The sequence below is a fragment of the Phytoactinopolyspora alkaliphila genome (genome assembly GCF_010550695.1).
Taxonomy (GTDB): domain Bacteria; phylum Actinomycetota; class Actinomycetes; order Jiangellales; family Jiangellaceae; genus Phytoactinopolyspora; species Phytoactinopolyspora alkaliphila.
In genome coordinates, this window is sequence record NZ_JAAGOB010000005.1 from 276,189 (window position 1) to 292,161 (window position 15,973).

12 protein-coding genes are annotated in these 15,973 nt (G+C 69.9%); 4 read left to right on the plus strand and 8 right to left on the minus strand.

The genetic code is table 11. From position 1 onward, the window contains the following. Nucleotides 1–1,005 carry a glycosyltransferase family 9 protein gene (locus G1H11_RS11490; protein ID WP_163818689.1) on the plus strand — a complete coding sequence of 335 codons (1,005 nt, stop codon included), beginning with the start codon at nt 1–3 and terminating at the stop codon, nt 1,003–1,005. Here the strand turns inward: G1H11_RS11490 and G1H11_RS11495 are convergent. Both G1H11_RS11495 and G1H11_RS11500 read right to left on the minus strand, forming a co-directional pair. Continuing rightward, a complete protein-coding gene (locus G1H11_RS11495; RefSeq protein WP_163818690.1) occupies nt 948–1,964 on the minus strand; it encodes a UDP-glucuronic acid decarboxylase family protein in 1,017 nt (338 codons plus the stop codon). The two genes, G1H11_RS11490 and G1H11_RS11495, sit on opposite strands and share 58 nt — an antisense overlap. Before the next feature lie 72 nt (nt 1,965–2,036). Beyond that, entirely contained in the window at nt 2,037–3,026 is a 990-nt protein-coding gene (locus G1H11_RS11500) for a glycosyltransferase (RefSeq protein WP_163818830.1), read from the minus strand. A 142-nt stretch (nt 3,027–3,168) separates the two neighbouring features. On the opposite strand from G1H11_RS11500, the gene G1H11_RS11505 reads away from it, so the two are divergent. Both G1H11_RS11505 and G1H11_RS11510 read left to right on the plus strand, forming a co-directional pair. Further along, nucleotides 3,169–4,803 carry a carbamoyltransferase family protein gene (locus G1H11_RS11505; RefSeq protein WP_163818691.1) on the plus strand — a complete coding sequence of 545 codons (1,635 nt, stop codon included), beginning with the start codon at nt 3,169–3,171 and terminating at the stop codon, nt 4,801–4,803. A gap of 7 nt (nt 4,804–4,810) precedes the next feature. Next, nucleotides 4,811–6,259: an HAD-IIIA family hydrolase gene (locus tag G1H11_RS11510; protein WP_163818692.1), complete on the plus strand. Its 1,449-nt coding sequence runs from the start codon at nt 4,811–4,813 to the stop codon at nt 6,257–6,259. 13 nt (nt 6,260–6,272) lie between these two features. Here G1H11_RS11510 and G1H11_RS11515 read toward each other — a convergent pair whose 3' ends face one another. Continuing rightward, nucleotides 6,273–6,569, minus strand: coding sequence for a hypothetical protein (locus G1H11_RS11515; RefSeq protein ID WP_163818693.1), 297 nt, complete (start codon nt 6,567–6,569; stop codon nt 6,273–6,275). A 263-nt stretch (nt 6,570–6,832) separates the two neighbouring features. Here G1H11_RS11515 and G1H11_RS11520 point away from each other — a divergent pair, with 263 nt between their 5' ends. Then, on the plus strand, nt 6,833–8,689 hold the full coding sequence (locus G1H11_RS11520) for a transketolase (protein WP_163818694.1): 1,857 nt from the start codon (nt 6,833–6,835) through the stop codon (nt 8,687–8,689). Here G1H11_RS11520 and G1H11_RS11525 read toward each other — a convergent pair. The 5 genes from G1H11_RS11525 to G1H11_RS11545 form a co-directional block, all read right to left on the minus strand. Further along, nucleotides 8,655–10,604 carry a YyaL domain-containing protein gene (locus tag G1H11_RS11525; RefSeq protein WP_163818695.1) on the minus strand — a complete coding sequence of 650 codons (1,950 nt, stop codon included), beginning with the start codon at nt 10,602–10,604 and terminating at the stop codon, nt 8,655–8,657. The two genes, G1H11_RS11520 and G1H11_RS11525, sit on opposite strands and share 35 nt — an antisense overlap. Further along, a complete protein-coding gene (locus G1H11_RS11530; protein WP_163818696.1) occupies nt 10,601–13,132 on the minus strand; it encodes an alpha-mannosidase in 2,532 nt (843 codons plus the stop codon). The genes G1H11_RS11525 and G1H11_RS11530 overlap by 4 nt, the downstream gene beginning before the upstream one ends. Continuing rightward, entirely contained in the window at nt 13,129–13,752 is a 624-nt protein-coding gene (locus G1H11_RS11535; RefSeq protein WP_163818697.1) for a D-sedoheptulose-7-phosphate isomerase, read from the minus strand. Before G1H11_RS11535 ends, G1H11_RS11530 begins: the two co-directional genes overlap by 4 nt. Beyond that, complete coding sequence (locus G1H11_RS11540) at nt 13,745–14,710, minus strand: ROK family protein (protein ID WP_163818698.1); 966 nt, start codon at nt 14,708–14,710, stop codon at nt 13,745–13,747. The genes G1H11_RS11535 and G1H11_RS11540 overlap by 8 nt, the downstream gene beginning before the upstream one ends. A 188-nt stretch (nt 14,711–14,898) precedes the next feature. Then, a complete protein-coding gene (locus G1H11_RS11545; protein ID WP_163818699.1) occupies nt 14,899–15,951 on the minus strand; it encodes a LacI family DNA-binding transcriptional regulator in 1,053 nt (350 codons plus the stop codon). Nucleotides 15,952–15,973 lie beyond the last annotated feature (22 nt).

The following is a 15,973-nucleotide window of genomic DNA, read 5'->3' on the forward strand; positions in this document are numbered from 1 at the left end:
ATGGCCGAGAGTTCCCTGAACCAGTCCGCAGGGGCGCACGTGGCCATCCTCGACGAGGACGAGCAAGGTGGACGGCCGGTGGCGCTGGCGTATCGTGCCCTCAACCTCGGAGACCTGCTGACGGCGGTGCCCGCGCTGCGGGGATTGCGCCGGGCGCTGCCGCGTCACCGGCTGGTGCTGGCCACGAAGCCCGGGCTGAGGCCGCTGATTCCCCTGATCGGCGCGGTGGACGAGCTGTTGCCGGCGGACGAGCTGTGCCCGCTGCGCTGGCCGTGGCCGGGCCCGGACGTGGCAGTGGACCTGCACGGCCGCGGCCCGGAGAGCCACCGTGTCCTGCTGGGCATAGAGCCGCGCCGATTGGTGGCCTTCGCCGCGCCTGAGGTGGCCGTCGAAGGACCGCCATGGCGCCCGGGCGAGCACGAGGTACGGCGCTGGTGCCGGCTGGTCGAATGGGCCTGGCCGGGCTCCGCGTTCACCCATGACCTGGCGCTCCTCCGGCCGGCTACGCCTGCGGCCGTCCCTGGCGCCGTGATCGTGCATCCCGGGGCGGCTGCGCCCGCGCGGCGCTGGCCGGTCGAGCGGTTCGCCGAGGTAGCACGCTTTCTGGCACGTACCGGGCGGCCAGTACTCATCACCGGTTCCGCCGCCGAGGTGGAGCTCGCGGAGGCAGTGCGGGCGGCAGCGGATCTGCCACGCTCCGCCGTGCTCGCCGGCGCGACGTCTCTCGACGAGCTGGCAGCACTGGTCGCGGATGCCCGGCTGCTCGTCTCCAACGACACCGGCGTGGCACACGTCGCCACGGCGTTCAGGACGCCTTCAGTGGTGTTGTTCGGGCCGACATCCGCCGCCGAATGGGGGCCCCCGCCGTCGGACCGGCACATCGCCCTCGGCGACGGTGGCGGAGGAGACCCGCACGGAACCGTCCTGGACCCGGCATTGGCCAGGATTCAGGTTGACGACGTGGTGGCGGCTGCCGAAGCCCTTCTGCGTTGCTCGGGCGGGTGAGCCTTGCCGTTGCCCGTGGCATGCCGCCCGGCGAACCAGCGCACCGTCCGCGCCACGCCGTCGGCCAGGCTCACGCGTGGCTCCCAGCCCAACTGGCAGCGCGCGAGCGTGATGTCCGGCCGCCGCACTTTCGGGTCGTCCTGAGGAAGGTCGATAAACACGATCTCGGAGCGGGAACCGGTGGCAGCCAGGACTCGCTTGGCCAGCTCCAGCATGGTGATCTCGTCGGCGCCGCCGATGTTGATGGGGCCGGCATGGGACGCGTCGGCCAGCGCCAGAATGCCGCGCACGGTGTCTTCCACGAAGCACAAGGACCGCGTCTGGCTGCCATCGCCCGCGACGGTGATCGGCTCCCCGGACAGCGCCTGATCTATGAACGTCGGGATCGCCCGCCCGTCGTTCGGACGCATCCGTGGCCCGTAGCTGTTGAAGAGCCGCACGATGCCGGTGTCGACCCCGTAGCGGTTCCGGTAGGCGAAGGTGAGCGCTTCGGCGAACCTTTTCGACTCGTCGTAGACACCACGCGGCCCGATCGGGTTGACGTTGCCCCAGTAGTCCTCCCGCTGCGGATGTTCCAGGGGATCGCCGTACACCTCGGAGGTCGACGCCAGGACGAACCGGGCGCCATGCGCCCGGGCCAGTTCGAGGGCGTTGGCGGTGCCGGCCGAGCCCACGCGCATCGTCTCCACGGGATAGCGCAGATAATCCGCCGGCGAGGCGGGCGAGGCGAGATGGATGACCCGTTCTACCGGCTCGTCGACGGGCAGCGACACCGACACGTCGCATTCCGCCAGGGTGAATCGCGGATGGCCGCGCAACTCGACGAGGTTCTCCGGCCCCGAGGTGAGGAAATTGTCCGCGCAGATCACCTGGTCACCGCGGTCCAGCAGGGCGGCGCACAGATGAGAACCGATGAAGCCGGCTCCTCCGGTCACGACGGTACGCGGTGTGGTGTGCATGGGGCCCTCCTCGTTCGACACAGAGGCAGTACCCCGCCGGAAAAGGCACAAGCGCTATACCGTGAAGACCTCTCAACCGTGCCCGGAACCGTGCCGGCCGGTATCGACGGCGTCGTGCAGCACACGGTCCCAGTCCTTGAGGAACCGGTCCAGGTTGTACCGGGCCCGGGCCACCTCGCGTGCGACCCGGCCGGCTGCGTGGGCGGCGTCCGGGTCATCGAGAAACCGGGCGGCGGCGGCATAGAGGCGGGCCGGATCGGTCGTGACACAACCAGCTTCGGGTGGGACCGCCATCGGCGCCTCCGTGCAGCCCAGGACGACCACCGGCATGCCGAGATGCATCGCTTCGAGCAGTGAGAGCCCCAGGGACGTCCAGCGGTGGGTGTGTACGTAGACCCGCCGCTGGGCCAGCTGAGCGTGCATCTCCTCCTGAGGGAGGTCGGGTATCGGCGTGCACTTGCCGGCCGGGAAGGACAACGCTTCGGGGAGCAGGTCGACGCCCATGCCGAACACGTCGATCGGGACAGCCTCGGCCAGCATGGGCAACAGATCCGTCCCCACGGCACGGCCGCGGCGGACCGGCTCGTTCACTACCACTCCCGCAGCCGCTCGTTCACCGGTGTACTGGTGTCCCGGATCGATGATGCCGTGATCGATCACGATGGTCGGTGCGGCGCCGTTGTCCCAGATCAGCTCATTGAAGTGGGTGACGTGAACGATGGGCACGGCACGCTGGTCCGCCATCGGATGCACGGTGGTGAACCCACCCGGAGGGGTGTTGTGCTCCAGGTACACCGCCGACACGTCACGACCTGGATCCCGGCGCAGCCACGTCCGGACGAGCTCGACCTCGTGGGGGCGCTGCAGCACCACCACGTCCACGTCCCGGTTGGACAGTTCGCCGAGCGGCACTTCCGCCGCGCTCTCCGGCCACGCATAGGTGCGCGCCCGGCCGCGGCCGTCCGATCCCCGGTCCGGTGAGACTGGGATCAGGTATTCGTGCTGCCCCTGAATGAACGCGGTGGTCCAGGACCCATGCAGGTGCCAGAGAAAGATGCGCATCCGCACCTGCGTTCCCTATCGGCCCACTTGTATGCGCCCGGGCCTGCGCGAAAGAGAAGTGTTTCTTCCCCGGAGAAGTGGGCACAGCAGTACCGACACCAACGAGCGCACGCCGTCGTGTAAGCAGTGCGAGGAGGCACAGATGAAGGTGCTCGGCATCAACGCCATCTTCCACGACCCGGCGGCGGCGCTCGTCATCGACGGGGAGACGGTAGCGGCAGCCGAAGAAGAACGCTTCAGCCGCCGCAAACACGGAAAGCGGCCGGTCCCGTTCTCGGCTTGGGAACTGCCGGAGCAAGCGGCTCGGTGGTGCCTCGGGGTCGCCGGGCTGGAGCCGTCGCAGCTCGACGCTGTCGGATACTCCTTCGACCCGGAACTGGCCAAACCGGCCGAAGAGATGGGGCTCGGCGACCCCTGGGACTACTTGCGGCGGATGTATGCCGAGGCTGCCCCCCGGTTCCTCGCCACCGCGCTGCCCGGCCTCGACCCCGCCGACGTCCACTACGTTCCTCACCACGTCGCGCACGCCGCATCGGCGGGCCTAGCCACACCGCTCGGGAGCAACGACGTCCTCGTGCTGGACGGACGAGGGGAGAGCGCTAGTCATCTGGCCGGGCAATATGACGACTCGGGCGCGCTGAAGGTCCTGGCCGCACAGGAGCTTCCGCACTCGCTCGGGCTGATGTACGAGGACATGACTCAGCATCTGGGATTCCTGCGCAGCAGCGACGAGTACAAGGTGATGGCGATGGCGTCGTACGGCCGTCCCAGGTTCGTGGATGTGATCCGGTCCGCCGTCTACGCCACCGGCGATGGCGGCTTCCGCACCGAGCCGGTCGACTGGGCATCCTTGGCACCCGCCCGCCGGCCCGGGGAGGAATGGACGGGCGACCATGCGGATCTCGCCGCCAGCGTCCAGCAGCGGCTCGAGGAGGTCCTCGTCGAGCTGGCCGGCTGGCTGCGAGCGAACACCGGCGGCAGCACGCTCACCATGGCGGGCGGGGTCGCCCTCAACTGCGTCGCGAACACGGTCATCGCCCAGCACAGTGGATACGACCGGGTATGGATACAGCCGGCCGCAGGGGACGCCGGCACCGCGCTCGGTTCCGCCCTCCACCTGGCGCAGCGCAACGGCGACGGCGTCCGGCCGATGCGCGGTGCGGACCTCGGCCGGTCATGGACCGACGCGGAGCTGGAGGAGCAGCTGACGACGGCGAAGCTGCCCTACGAAAGACCGGCGGACGTCGCCGAGACCGCGGCCGAGTGCCTGGCCGGCAACGGCCTGGTGGCCTGGTTCCACGGCCGCAGCGAATACGGCCCGCGTGCGCTCGGGTACCGGTCGCTGCTGGCCCACCCCGGCCATCTGGAGAACATCAGCCGGCTCAACGACGTCAAGGGCCGTGAGCAGTTCCGTCCGGTGGCACCCATGGTGCGAGCGGAGCGTGCCGCCGAGCTGTTTTCCCGCGGTCCGCTTCCCTCTCCGTACATGCTGTTCACCCATGACGTGTCCGCCGAGTGGCGGGACCGGGTCCCTGCCGCCGTCCACGTGGACGGCACCGCCCGGATCCAGACGGTCGACGAGTCCGACCACCCGCTGATGGCGCGCGTACTGAACAGCTTCGAGCTCCGCACAGGTCTGCCGGTGCTGATCAACACCAGCTTGAACACCGCCGGGCGGCCCATGGTCGACTCTCCCCGGGACGCGCTGGAGTGCTTCGGCTCCACGCCGGTGGACATGCTGGTTCTCGGCCCGTTCGTTGTGCGCCGCCCGGTCTGAGCCGGCGATGACCATCAGTCCCACCGACGTCTCCACCACCATCCCGACCACCGTGGTGGTGCCCACAGTCGGCCGGCCCAGCCTGCACGTGCTCCTGGAGCGGCTTCGCACGTGCCCCGGCCCCAGACCCGCCGGAATCCTCGTCCTTGAGGACACGGAACGCGCCGGCCCGGCTGCTACGCGTAACCGAGGCTGGCGACTGGCGCGGACCCCGTGGGTGAGCTTCCTCGACGACGACGTGGTGCCGGATGCCGACTGGCTCTACCGCCTTCAGCAGGACATCGACGCCGCGGAGGACGACGTCGTCGGTATCCAGGGACAGGTGACCGTGCCGCTGTCCCCGGACCGGCGGCCCACAGACTGGGAGCGTGCCACCGCGGGCCTGCAGGACGCGGCCTGGATCACCGCCGACATGACCTATCGGCGCTCCGCACTGGCCGCTGTCGGAGGCTTCGACGAGCGGTTCCGCCGGGCCTTCCGGGAGGATGCCGACCTCGCGTTGCGGCTCATGCAGCGTGGCCGGATGATCAGGGGCCGCCGGCAGGTCGCCCATCCCGTGCGGCCCGCGGGCTTCTGGGTCAGTGTCCGCACCCAGGCCGGCAACGCCGACGACGTCTTGATGCGCCGTCTGCACGGACCCGGTTGGCGAACCCGAGCCGCGGCCGGCCGCGGCCGTCGTCGTCGGCACCTGGCCGTTACGGCCTGCGGTGTGGCGGGCTTGGCTCTGGCCGTCCTGGGCCACCGGCGGGCTGCGGCGGCCGCGGCGACCGCCTGGCTGGCCGGCACGGCGGAGTTCGCGGCCGCCCGTATCGCGCCTGGTCCGCGGACCGCGGCGGAGATCACCCGGATGCTCGTCACCAGCGCGCTCATTCCCCCGGCGGCGACGGTGCATACCGTGCGGGGGCTCATTCGGCACCGGCAGGTGCCGGCCTGGGCGGGCGTGCCGGAGCTGGTGCTCTTCGACCGCGACGGCACCCTGGTGCGCAACGTGCCCTACAACGGTGACCCCCGGGTGGTGGAGCCTGTGCCCGGCGCGGCTGTCGCGCTGACCCGGCTGCGCTCGGCCGGAATCCGCGTGGGCGTCGTCACGAATCAGTCCGGCATCGCCTCTGGACGCCTCACACGGGACGAGGTGGAGCGGGTGAACGAACGTGTCGATCAGCTGCTCGGGCCGTTCGACGTCTGGCGGGTCTGCCCACACGGCCCGGACGAGGGATGCGGCTGCCGCAAACCCGCGCCCGGGATGGTGAGTTCAGCCTGTGCCGAGCTGGGCATCGACCCTTCGCGATGCGCGGTGATCGGCGACATCGGGTCCGACGTGGCGGCGGCGGAAGCCGCGGGTGCCTCTGGTGTCCTGGTCCCGACGGAGGAGACCCGCCCGGCCGAGATCGGCGCTGCCTCCCGGATCGCCACCGACGTGCCCGCAGCCGTGGATGCGCTAATGCGGGGCTACTGACGGACCGGCCGCCTCAGGGGATGTCGGGCCGCTCCGACTCCGGTGCCCGCATAGTCGGCTCGGAGTCCTGATCGTCGTGCTCAGCATCCTGTGCCGTGTCGTCACCGGCATCGCGGCCGGTACCCTCGGTGCCGCCGTCGAGGTCCTCGGCGTCGGGACGGCGTAACTCGCCACCGGCATCCTGCACGAGTTCGGTCTCGTCGGCACCGGCGTGCATACGTGTCTCATCCGGCACGGAGTTCACCGCCGAGGCACGTGCGCGCTCCTCCGGCGTCGTGCGCCGTTGCGGGTCGTTGCCTTCTCCAGCCATGACGTACCTCTCATTCTGCAACCGTTCCCGGAGCACGGGCCCGAACGGTTCCGGCCCGGACGTGCCGGCGACGTGTGTCGCCCGCTCACTACCCGGACCGCTGATCGGCAAACGGCAAGCACTCAACCCCGGCAGTCAGGTCAAGCCGGCCCTGCGCCCCTGGCCACCGCTCGGTTTGGCTGCTCGTTCTCCGGGTAGTGGCAGCACGAACCACCGGACGTCGAGCAAGGGAATCCGCCATGAACGACGACGGAGATCGTGCCATGACAGGACAGAACGTCAGCCAGGCCGTCCACATCGGTGAACTGGGCGACCAGCTGAGGGTCGATGCGATCCGCTGCTCCGCCGCGTCCGGCTCGGGGCACCCGACATCGTCGATGTCGGCCGCGGACCTGATGGCGACGCTCTTCACCCGCCATCTGCGCTACGACTTCGACGATCCGAGCAACCCGCACAATGATCATCTGATCTTCTCCAAGGGACACGCGTCGCCGCTTCTTTACGCGTTGTACAAGGCTGCCGGTGCGATCACCGACGAAGAACTGCTCTCCTTCCGCACCCTGGGGAGCCGGATGGAAGGGCATCCGACACCGCGCTTGCCATGGGTGGACGTCGCCACCGGCTCGCTGGGCCAGGGACTGCCGTTCGGCGTCGGTATCGCCCTGGCCGGAAAGCTCCTGGATCGCCTTCCCTATCGGGTGTGGGTCCTGTGCGGTGACAGCGAGCTGGCCGAGGGATCGATATGGGAGGCCTGCGAGCACGCCGGGTACGAGAAACTGGCCAACCTCGTCGCCATCGTCGACGTCAACCGGCTGGGCCAGCGTGGCCCGACCCGGCACGGGTGGGACACGGGCGCCTACGCGCGGCGGATGCAGGCGTTCGACTGGAACACCATCGAGATCGACGGCCACGACATCGACCAGATCGACAGTGCCTACGCTGCCGCCGCAGCATCCGACCGGCCGACCGCCATCCTGGCGCGGACGACCAAAGGCGCGGGCGTCGAAGCCGTCGCGGATCGCGAAGAGCAGCACGGGAAGCCGCTGGCCGACGCCGACGACGCCATCGATGAACTCGGCGGCGTGCGCAACGTGCGGATCGATGTGCGCCCGCCGGCGAACGAGACCGAGCCGTACCAGTTCGGCGAGCCGAGCCCTTTGCGGCTCTCCGAATACAAGGTCGGCGACAGCGTGGCCACCCGGAACGCCTTCGGCGAAGCCCTCGCCGCGCTCGGTGCGGCCCGGCCGGACGTCGTGGGGCTCGACGCCGAGGTGGGTGACTCGACCCGAATGCAGAAGTTCGCCGATGCCCATCCGGAGCGCTTCTTCCAGTGCTACATCGCCGAGCAGCAGATGATCGCGGCGGCCGTCGGCATGGGCGTTCGCGGCTGGACTCCTTACGCCGCCACCTTCGCCGCGTTCCTGACCCGCGCTTATGACTTCGTCCGGATGGCCGCGGTGAGCGGTGCCGAGTTGCGGCTCGTGGGCTCGCACGCGGGTGTGGCGATCGGCCAGGACGGGCCCTCTCAGATGGGGCTGGAGGACCTTGCGGCGTTCCGGGCGGTACACCGCAGTGTGGTGCTCTATCCCTGCGACGCGAATCAGACCGCGGCTCTGGTGGCGGCGATGGCCGACTATCCCGGCATTGCGTACTTGCGGACCAGTCGCGGCGACACGCCCGTCATCTACGGCCCGGGGGAGGAGTTCTCGATCGCCGGCAGCCGTGTGCTGCGCTCATCGGCGCAGGACGACGTGACCATCATCGCCGCGGGCGTCACGGTGCACGAGGCGTTGACGGCGGCCGACCAGCTCGGTCAGGACGGCATCAGCGCGAGGGTGATCGATCTCTACTCCGTCAAACCCGTGGACGCTCAGACGGTACGCGACGCGGCGCGCGACACCGGGCGGATCGTGACGGTGGAGGACCACTGGCCTCAGGGCGGGGTTGGCGACGCCGTGCTGGACGTCTTCGCCCAGGGAGCCGAGGGACCCATGCCCCAGGTGCTCAAACTGGCCGTGCACGGCATGCCGGCCTCGGCTACACCCGAGGAACAGTTGCGCACGGCCGGCATCGACCATCAGGCCGTCACCGAGGCTGTCCGCTCCCTTCTGCGGAGGTAGCGGACAGGATCTGTTCGCAGCCGAGCAGGAGGACGCCGGCGCTCCAGGCGTGGGACAAGGTGAGCAGCATCCCCTTCGGCTGGAAGCAGGCCGTCTGGTAATACCGCTCGGTGACCATGCCGCGGTAGGAATTGACCTCGCCGTCCTCCCGGGCCACGAGCTGGCGGAAGCAGGCCAGAGCCTCTTCGGCCCGCTCACGGTAGTGCGGGTCCCCCGACGCCTCGGAGAGCTCGAGCAGTTCCATGGTGCAGATCAGCCCGTACGCGTGCAGGTGCTGGTTGGAGGGTGAGGCCTGGTCGGCGCCGCGGCTGGCGAACCCGTAGGCCCCGAGCATGCTCCGCGCCGGGAACGCGACGTTGTAGGTGTAGCGGAAGGTGAGCATCCAGTCGGCGGCCCGCCGGGCCAGCTCGAGCCAGCGGTCCTCGCCGGTGCGGCGGTGCAGGGCGATGTAGGCCATCACGGCCGCGTAACCGTCCTCCGAGGTCGGCGCCAGGTCGACGTCCTCGGGCGCGCCGTGGATGAACTCGCGGTCGACGAACTGGGCGTAGTACTCGCCGGCTTTGACGGCGGCGTTCAGGTAGCCGCCGTCGTCGTCCAGCCGCTCCGCCTCGGCGAGCGCGGCCACCCAGGTGAGCCCGGACGCGCCGTCCCAGGACAGCATCCTGCCGTCCGCGGCATGGTGGATGGATCCGACGTTGCCGTCCGGCCGTTGCCGGGCGCTGATGACCTCGAGGTTGGAGCGCGCGGCGGTGGTCCACAAGGGGTGTGCGGCGCGTACGTCCGCGCCGAGCTCCAGTGCTCGCAGGAGGAACAGTGTCGCCTCGCCCAGGGTCCGCGCGTGGAGGCCGCCCTTCAGGGGGGTCCAGCTCTGCGCCCAGCCGGTGGAGCGGTACCAGGTGCCCCAGAACGTGCCGGAGGGGGAGAGATTGGAGCAGATGAAATCGATCACCCGCTCTGCCGCTGCACGCTGCTTGCCCGCCGCGTCCCCGCTCCGCCGCGCATGTCGGAGCAAGGCATACGCCCATGGGATGCCGCTGACCCAGCCGACGTGCATGGCCTGGCGGTCGACGCGGCGGCCGTCCTGTCCGCTGACCTCCCGGTCGAAGCCCACCGTCTCCAGCAGGACGCCGGGGTCTGGATCGTAGTGCCAGCGGACCAGGCCTTCGGCGGCGATCTCGGCCGCCTCGGAGACCGATACCCATGGCTCGACCGGATGCACGGAGCGGTTGGTCTCGTAGACCTGCCGCAGCACCGGCGCGTAGGCGTGCCGGTCGGCGCCGACGTCGGCGACGGCAGCGTGCAGCCGCACCGTCTCGCCGCGTCTCCAGGTATAGCTGGCGGCATCGGGTGGCAGCGGCTCGGCCGATCCGTAGTACGTCACCGGAGCCTCCCGGAACGGGAAGACCACGTGTGCGCTGGCCACCGTTCCGGTGTGGGAGAGACCGACGCCGGAAGGCCCGCACGCGGACTCCTCCGAGGTCAGCAGTGCCACTCCACGATCACGGTTCCAGACGAAGACCGCGGGGGTCGCGGCCCGATCGGCGCGGAAAGACCACGAGTCACTCACCATGCCCTCGGGATCGTCGGCCCCGACCGCGAACCGCGGAAACCGGCGCTCGCACGCCTCCGGGCGGTTCTCACCGTAGAAGAGCCCGGGAATCAGCCACCACGGATCGGGAGTGCCGTCCAGATCGAGGACCAGTCGCAGGTGACCGGAGAAAGGATCGTCCGCGGCGGTGGTGACGTCGAGGATGACGTCTCGCGGACGCTGTGCGCCCGCCTCTTTGACGGCCGCGGCGATCTGGAACGGCCCTACGTCAACGGCGGTGACGGCCTCGCCGGAGGGTATCGGCGTCGCCGCCACCACCGTGCCGGTCGCGTCGAGGACCTCCAGGCGCAGCCCGGCGAAGGTCACTCGGTCTCCTTGTCCAGGTCCCACTCCAGGAGATCGACCTCGACGACGGGTTGCTCGGGATCGCGCGGTATCCGGAATGTGCGGAGCTGGTTCGGGGCGAAGTCGGCTTCCAGCGTCCGGTCGAGCACCGGCAGATCGATCCGGGCCGACGCCGGCTCGCCGCGCGTCTCCACAGCCCGCACGATCATGTCCGGTGCCGCGGCGTCGCCGTCCTGCCAGCCCTTCACCGCCGTCACCTTCACCGCTCCGGCGCCGTCCGAGACGAAACTCCGCTCGGCGGGCAGCTCGCCCGGATGGAAGCTCTCGAGCATCGCCCGGGGCAGGTCGCTCAGCTCGGCGGCGCGCCTGGCCAGGCCCGCGTCCCGCCAGTCTCCGGCGTGCGGGACCAGCAGGTAGCTGAACCGCTGCACGCCCTGGTCCTGGAAGGAGTAGAAGCCGTCAGGGTCGAGCAGCCGGGGGTCGTGCCAGGAGTACACCGGGCTGCGCACCGCCGTGATACCGATGCTCGGGTCGCCGGCGTCCGAGGCTGGTGAGACGTCGTAGGCATGCTTCGCGTCGTTCACGACGGCAAGTCCGGCCCGAACTGAGGAGCCGGCCAAGGTGCCCGTGAGGTCGACCCAGGACTGCGCGGGCTCCTCAGCGCCGTCGACCGGTCGCTCCAGGTTCCCGAACGGGATCTCGTAGGTGGCCCGGGGCTCCGAGATCGTGGTGGGGAAGCGCATCTTCAGTAGATGAGCCTGCTCCCGCCAGTCGATCGTCACCCGAACCTCGAGCTGGTCTGCGTCCTGGCGCAGGATGAACTCCTCCGCCATGGTGGAGCGTCCCCACTCCCGCTCCACCCGTAGGCGGGCACGCTCCGGCCCGCTCTCGCGCAGGACGATCCGGGTGGTGCGCATGGCTTCGCCGGGCCAGGCGTAGGAGATGACCCGGTGTCCCCAGGTGTCGGTCGGGTCCTCGGAGACCTGTGTGTGCTCTCCGCGAGCGCCCGCGACGACGTCTGTGCCGGTGCGCTTGTCCAGCAGGCTGGTCAGCCATCCTGTCGACGGGTCGAGCTCGACGCGGAGCACGTCGTTCTCCAGCACCGTCTCCGAGGCTCGCAGGAGGCCGGGCGGCTGGTTGCTCCACTTCGCCTCGGCGGGTGCGGCGCCTGGCCGGAGCCGGTACAGCCGGTAGCCCAGAGCGGGAACCTCCGCCCGGAAGGCTGCCGCACCGCGCCCCTTGTCACTGGTGGTGGCGACGGACTGGGTGGGTTGGGAAGGCGTCACCCGGCCGTCGGCATCCACGACGTGCACGCCGTTCGGCTGGACGCCGTACTGCAGCTCCACGTCGGCGGTCACCGGCCACGGATGCGGGTTGAAGACCAGGACCGGCTGGGTGTTCGCCTCGAACGGCACGTCCACCTGGCGGGCGATGACGTTGTGCACCTTCGTGGTGATCCGCTTGGAGATCGCCACCGCCTCGCCGAGCTGGTCCCGGGCGTCGTCGTAGGCGTGCTCGATGGCCGACCCGGGCAAGATGTCGTGGAACTGGTTGAACAGCAGCTGCTTCCATGCGTGGTCCAGCTCCTCCCGCGGGTACGCCAGCCCGTCCGTGACGGAGCCGATCGCGGCCCACCGCTCGGCATTCAATAGTGCCGACTGGGTCCGCCGCACCCAGGACTTGATGCCGGAATGCGCCGAGTAACACCCGGCGGCATGGTGCTGCATGTCGTCCCGCCACACCGGCAATTGGTCGAGGTCCCCGCGAGCGGTCAGCTCGTCGAAGTAGCGCCGGGGTGAGGAGAGGACCATGTTGCCGAACGAGCCGAGCCGGTCGTAGCGGTGAATGGAGTCGATGTTCGCCTTGGTGGGGCCGCCGCCGTGGTTTCCGACGCCGTAGAAGATCATGACATCGCCAAGGGAGCGATCCAGCTGGCCGAGCGCCTTCTCCGTGTGGTGGGCGACGTCGCCGGGCGGGCTGCAGTACTCGAACGGGATGCGGTAGGCCAGCACCCGGCTGCCGTCGGGGGACTCCCACCAGAAGGCGGTGCCGTCCAGCTCGCTCTCGTGCGGGCCTGGCCGGAGGAAGCAGTAGGAGTCGATGCGCTGCCCGCGCAAGATCTGCGGCAGCATCGCGTTGTGGCCGAAGGGGTCGACGTTCATGCCCACGGTAGCGATGGTGTCGAAGCGTTCGTAGAGATAGCGCTGGCCGTAGAGGCCCTGCCGGACGAACGACTCGCCCCCGGGCATGTTGCAGTCCGGCTCCACCCACCAGCCGCCTGCCATCACCCAGCGGCCCTCGGCGACGTGCTTGCGGATCTGCTCGAAGAGCTCCGGGTCGGATTCCTCGACCCAGGACAACAGGACCACCTGATCACAGGTGAATACGAAATCCGGGTACTCCTCCATTCGCTGGACGGCCGACCAGAACGTGGCCCTGGCTTCCTGGTAGCCCTCTTGCCACGGCCACAGCCAGACCGGGTCGAGGTGGGCGTTGCCCACCATGTGAAGAGTCCTTTTCGGTTGCGCGGCGGGTCGATCGGTGGTCATGGTGCGGGGTCCTCCTCGGCGGCCCAGACGTCGGCGATCTCGCTGATCAGATGCAGCATGAGGGTGTGCATTTCCTGTATGCGCGCGGTTGTCGTCGACGGAGCCAGCAGCACGTGGTCGGCATGCTCCCGTGCCGGTCCTCCGTCGCCGCCGCCGAAGAGCACCGTGGTGGCGCCTCGTTTCCGGGCGGCGGCAAGGCCGGCGACGATATTAGCCGACCGTCCGCTTGTGGTGAAAGCGCTGACGACGTCACCAGGCCGGACGAGGGCGTCCACCTGGCGGGCGAACACGTCGTCGAACGAGTAGTCATTGGCGATGCACGTCGACACGGTCGGGTCGGTGGTGAGCGTCACAGCGGGGAGTGGCCGGCGGTCTCGCTTGTAGTGGCCGATGAGCTCACCGGTGAAGTGTTGCGCGTCCGCGGCGCTGCCGCCGTTGCCGAAGGTGTAGAGCGTGCCGCCGGCGGCGAACCGGTCACACAGGAGCTCCCCGACCGCTCGCACGGCGGGCAGCAGCGCGGGGATCGCCTGAGCTGTGCGAACGTGCTCGTCGACCTGCTGTTCGATACCGGCCTCGCGCACGGCCGATGCCAAGCGGTGGTCCGGAATGTTCTCAGCCATGGTCCACTCCAGCCAGCGCGTCGAGCGCGACGACGCCCGCTCCGGCGACGCACACAACGTCACCGAGCCCGGCCAGCACGACGTGCGCGGACTTGGCCGCCGGTGGCATCGCGTCGCGAGCGACGACCTCGGCGACCGGCTCGAGCAGCATCGCGCCGGACCGGGTGACGCCGCCGCCGAGGATGACCAGCTCGGGCTCGAAGATGTTCACCAGATCCGTCACGGCCTGTCCGAGGACTTCGGTGGTCTCGTCCCAGATCCGGCGCGCCAGCTGATCGTTGCCCCGCGCCGCTTCGGCGACCTCCGCCGACGTCAGTGGGCTGACACCCGCGAGCGCCGACGCAGGCTCGGTCGCCAGGGCTTCCGCCGCACGCTCGGCGATGGAACTGCCGGACACGTAGGCCTCGAGACAGCCTTTCCGGCCGCACGTGCAGATCCGCCCACCGGGCCGGACGACGACGTGGCCGAGTTCACCGCCATTGCCGGCCGCTCCGCGGTGCAGCTTGCCATGGACCACCGAGCCGCCTCCGACCCCCGTGGAGATGGTCAGATACAGCATGGTGGAGGCGCCTCTGCCGGCGCCGAAGCGGTGTTCGCCCAGGGCCGCGGCTGTGGCGTCGTTCTCCAGGAAGGCCGGGACACCGAACTCAATCCGTGCCATCTCGCCCAGGGGAATGTCGATCCATCCCGGCAGATGGGGCGGACACAGGAGAATGCCCCGGGGGCCGTCGAGGGGGCCTCCGCAGGAGATCCCCACCGCCGCCACGTCGAGGCCGGCCCGCGCGACGGAGCGGCGACCCATGTCGAACAGCCGGGCGATGACCGATTGTGGCCCCTCTTCCCGGCGGGTCGGCTCCACGAGCAGGCCGTGGACCGTGCCGTCGGACGTCACCACTCCCACAGCGAGTTTGGTGCCGCCGATGTCGAGGGACAACACGGCGGGCTGTGGTGCGCTCATTCGTCCTCCGGTTTGGTTTCGTGGGGGACGCGAAGGCAGCATCCGCCGATGTGACATCGTTCCCACACGCCATGGTAGAGGTCGTCTCCGCGCCGGTCAAACACCAGGGGATCGTTCCCAGAGGGTGGCCACGTCGCGACTGGATCGTGGCGGTAGAGGCACCAGATTCACTCCGCCGAGGATTGGGCTCAGGTTCCCCGTGGCGGGGCGACGGATCCGCGCTGGATGATGTCGACCGGAATCACGTCCACCGCCGGCGGCTCGGCCGGAGCGCTGATGCGCCGGAGCAGCCGGTCCACGGCGGTACTGCCCAGTGTCGCGGCATCCTGCGCGACCGCCGTCACCCCCGGCGTCACCATGCTCATCCATGGCACGTCGTCGAAGCTGACGACACTCACGTCGCCGGGGATGTCGAGCTTTACCTGAGCCGCGGCGCGCCACACGCCCTCCGCGAGCACATTGTTGGCGGCGAACACGGCGGTGGGCCGGCTCGCCGTGTCCAGGAGCCGCAGCGCGGCGTTGTAGGCGGTCTCGATGTCCCAGCCACTGGAGACCACGTACGACGGGTCCTCCTGGATCCCGGCGGCATCGAGGGCGGCGCGGTAGCCCCAGTAGCGGTCCCGGCCGGTGGTCCAGTCGGTCTCGTCGATGAACAGCGCGATCCGGCGATGCCCGAGCCCGGTCAGCTGCTCGGTCACCCGGCGGGCAGCAGCCCGGTTGTCGACGACGACCGCATCGCACTCGTCCGGCGCGAACTGGCGGTCGACCTCGACGGCGGGGATGCCATGGCGGCGCAAGTAGTCCGTCACGGCCCGGGAGACCGGGGTGACGACGACGCCCGCTACGCGCAGGGCCACGAACGCCTCGGCCGCCCCCGCTTCGTCGTCGACCAGGCCGCCGTCGTCGGCGAGCATCATGCTGTAGCCGTGCTCACGCGACGCCCGCCCGGCACCGGCCGCGAGCTCGGCGTAGAACGAGTTGCGCAAGTCCGACACCAGCACGCCGATGGAGAGGCTGACCTGCTGTTTGAGATGCCGGGCGGTGGCATCGGGCACGTAACCGAGCTTCTCCGCTGCCGCAAGCACCCGCGAGCGCACTCCCTCCGCGACATAACCACGCCCGGTCAGCGCCCGGGAGGCCGTTGACCGGGAGACGGCCGCCATCTCCGCGACGTCCTTGATGGTGGCCCGCCGAACCACTGGACCCGGCGCCGACGGAGTATCGGTCGCGTCCTGCGCCATCTTCGCCTCCAGTGATCCCGTC

Bases quoted from the DNA above. Each gene is read 5' to 3' on its own strand.
- G1H11_RS11490 (WP_163818689.1), top strand. From the start codon at position 1: ATGGCCGAGAGTTCCCTGAACCAGTCCGCAGGGGCGCACGTGGCCATC.
- G1H11_RS11495 (WP_163818690.1), bottom strand. From the start codon at position 1,964: ATGCACACCACACCGCGTACCGTCGTGACCGGAGGAGCCGGCTTCATC.
- G1H11_RS11500 (WP_163818830.1), bottom strand. From the start codon at position 3,026: ATGCGCATCTTTCTCTGGCACCTGCATGGGTCCTGGACCACCGCGTTC.
- G1H11_RS11505 (WP_163818691.1), top strand. From the start codon at position 3,169: ATGAAGGTGCTCGGCATCAACGCCATCTTCCACGACCCGGCGGCGGCG.
- G1H11_RS11510 (WP_163818692.1), top strand. From the start codon at position 4,811: ATGACCATCAGTCCCACCGACGTCTCCACCACCATCCCGACCACCGTG.
- G1H11_RS11515 (WP_163818693.1), bottom strand. From the start codon at position 6,569: ATGGCTGGAGAAGGCAACGACCCGCAACGGCGCACGACGCCGGAGGAG.
- G1H11_RS11520 (WP_163818694.1), top strand. From the start codon at position 6,833: ATGACAGGACAGAACGTCAGCCAGGCCGTCCACATCGGTGAACTGGGC.
- G1H11_RS11530 (WP_163818696.1), bottom strand. From the start codon at position 13,132: ATGACCACCGATCGACCCGCCGCGCAACCGAAAAGGACTCTTCACATG.
- G1H11_RS11535 (WP_163818697.1), bottom strand. From the start codon at position 13,752: ATGGCTGAGAACATTCCGGACCACCGCTTGGCATCGGCCGTGCGCGAG.
- G1H11_RS11540 (WP_163818698.1), bottom strand. From the start codon at position 14,710: ATGAGCGCACCACAGCCCGCCGTGTTGTCCCTCGACATCGGCGGCACC.
- G1H11_RS11545 (WP_163818699.1), bottom strand. From the start codon at position 15,951: ATGGCGCAGGACGCGACCGATACTCCGTCGGCGCCGGGTCCAGTGGTT.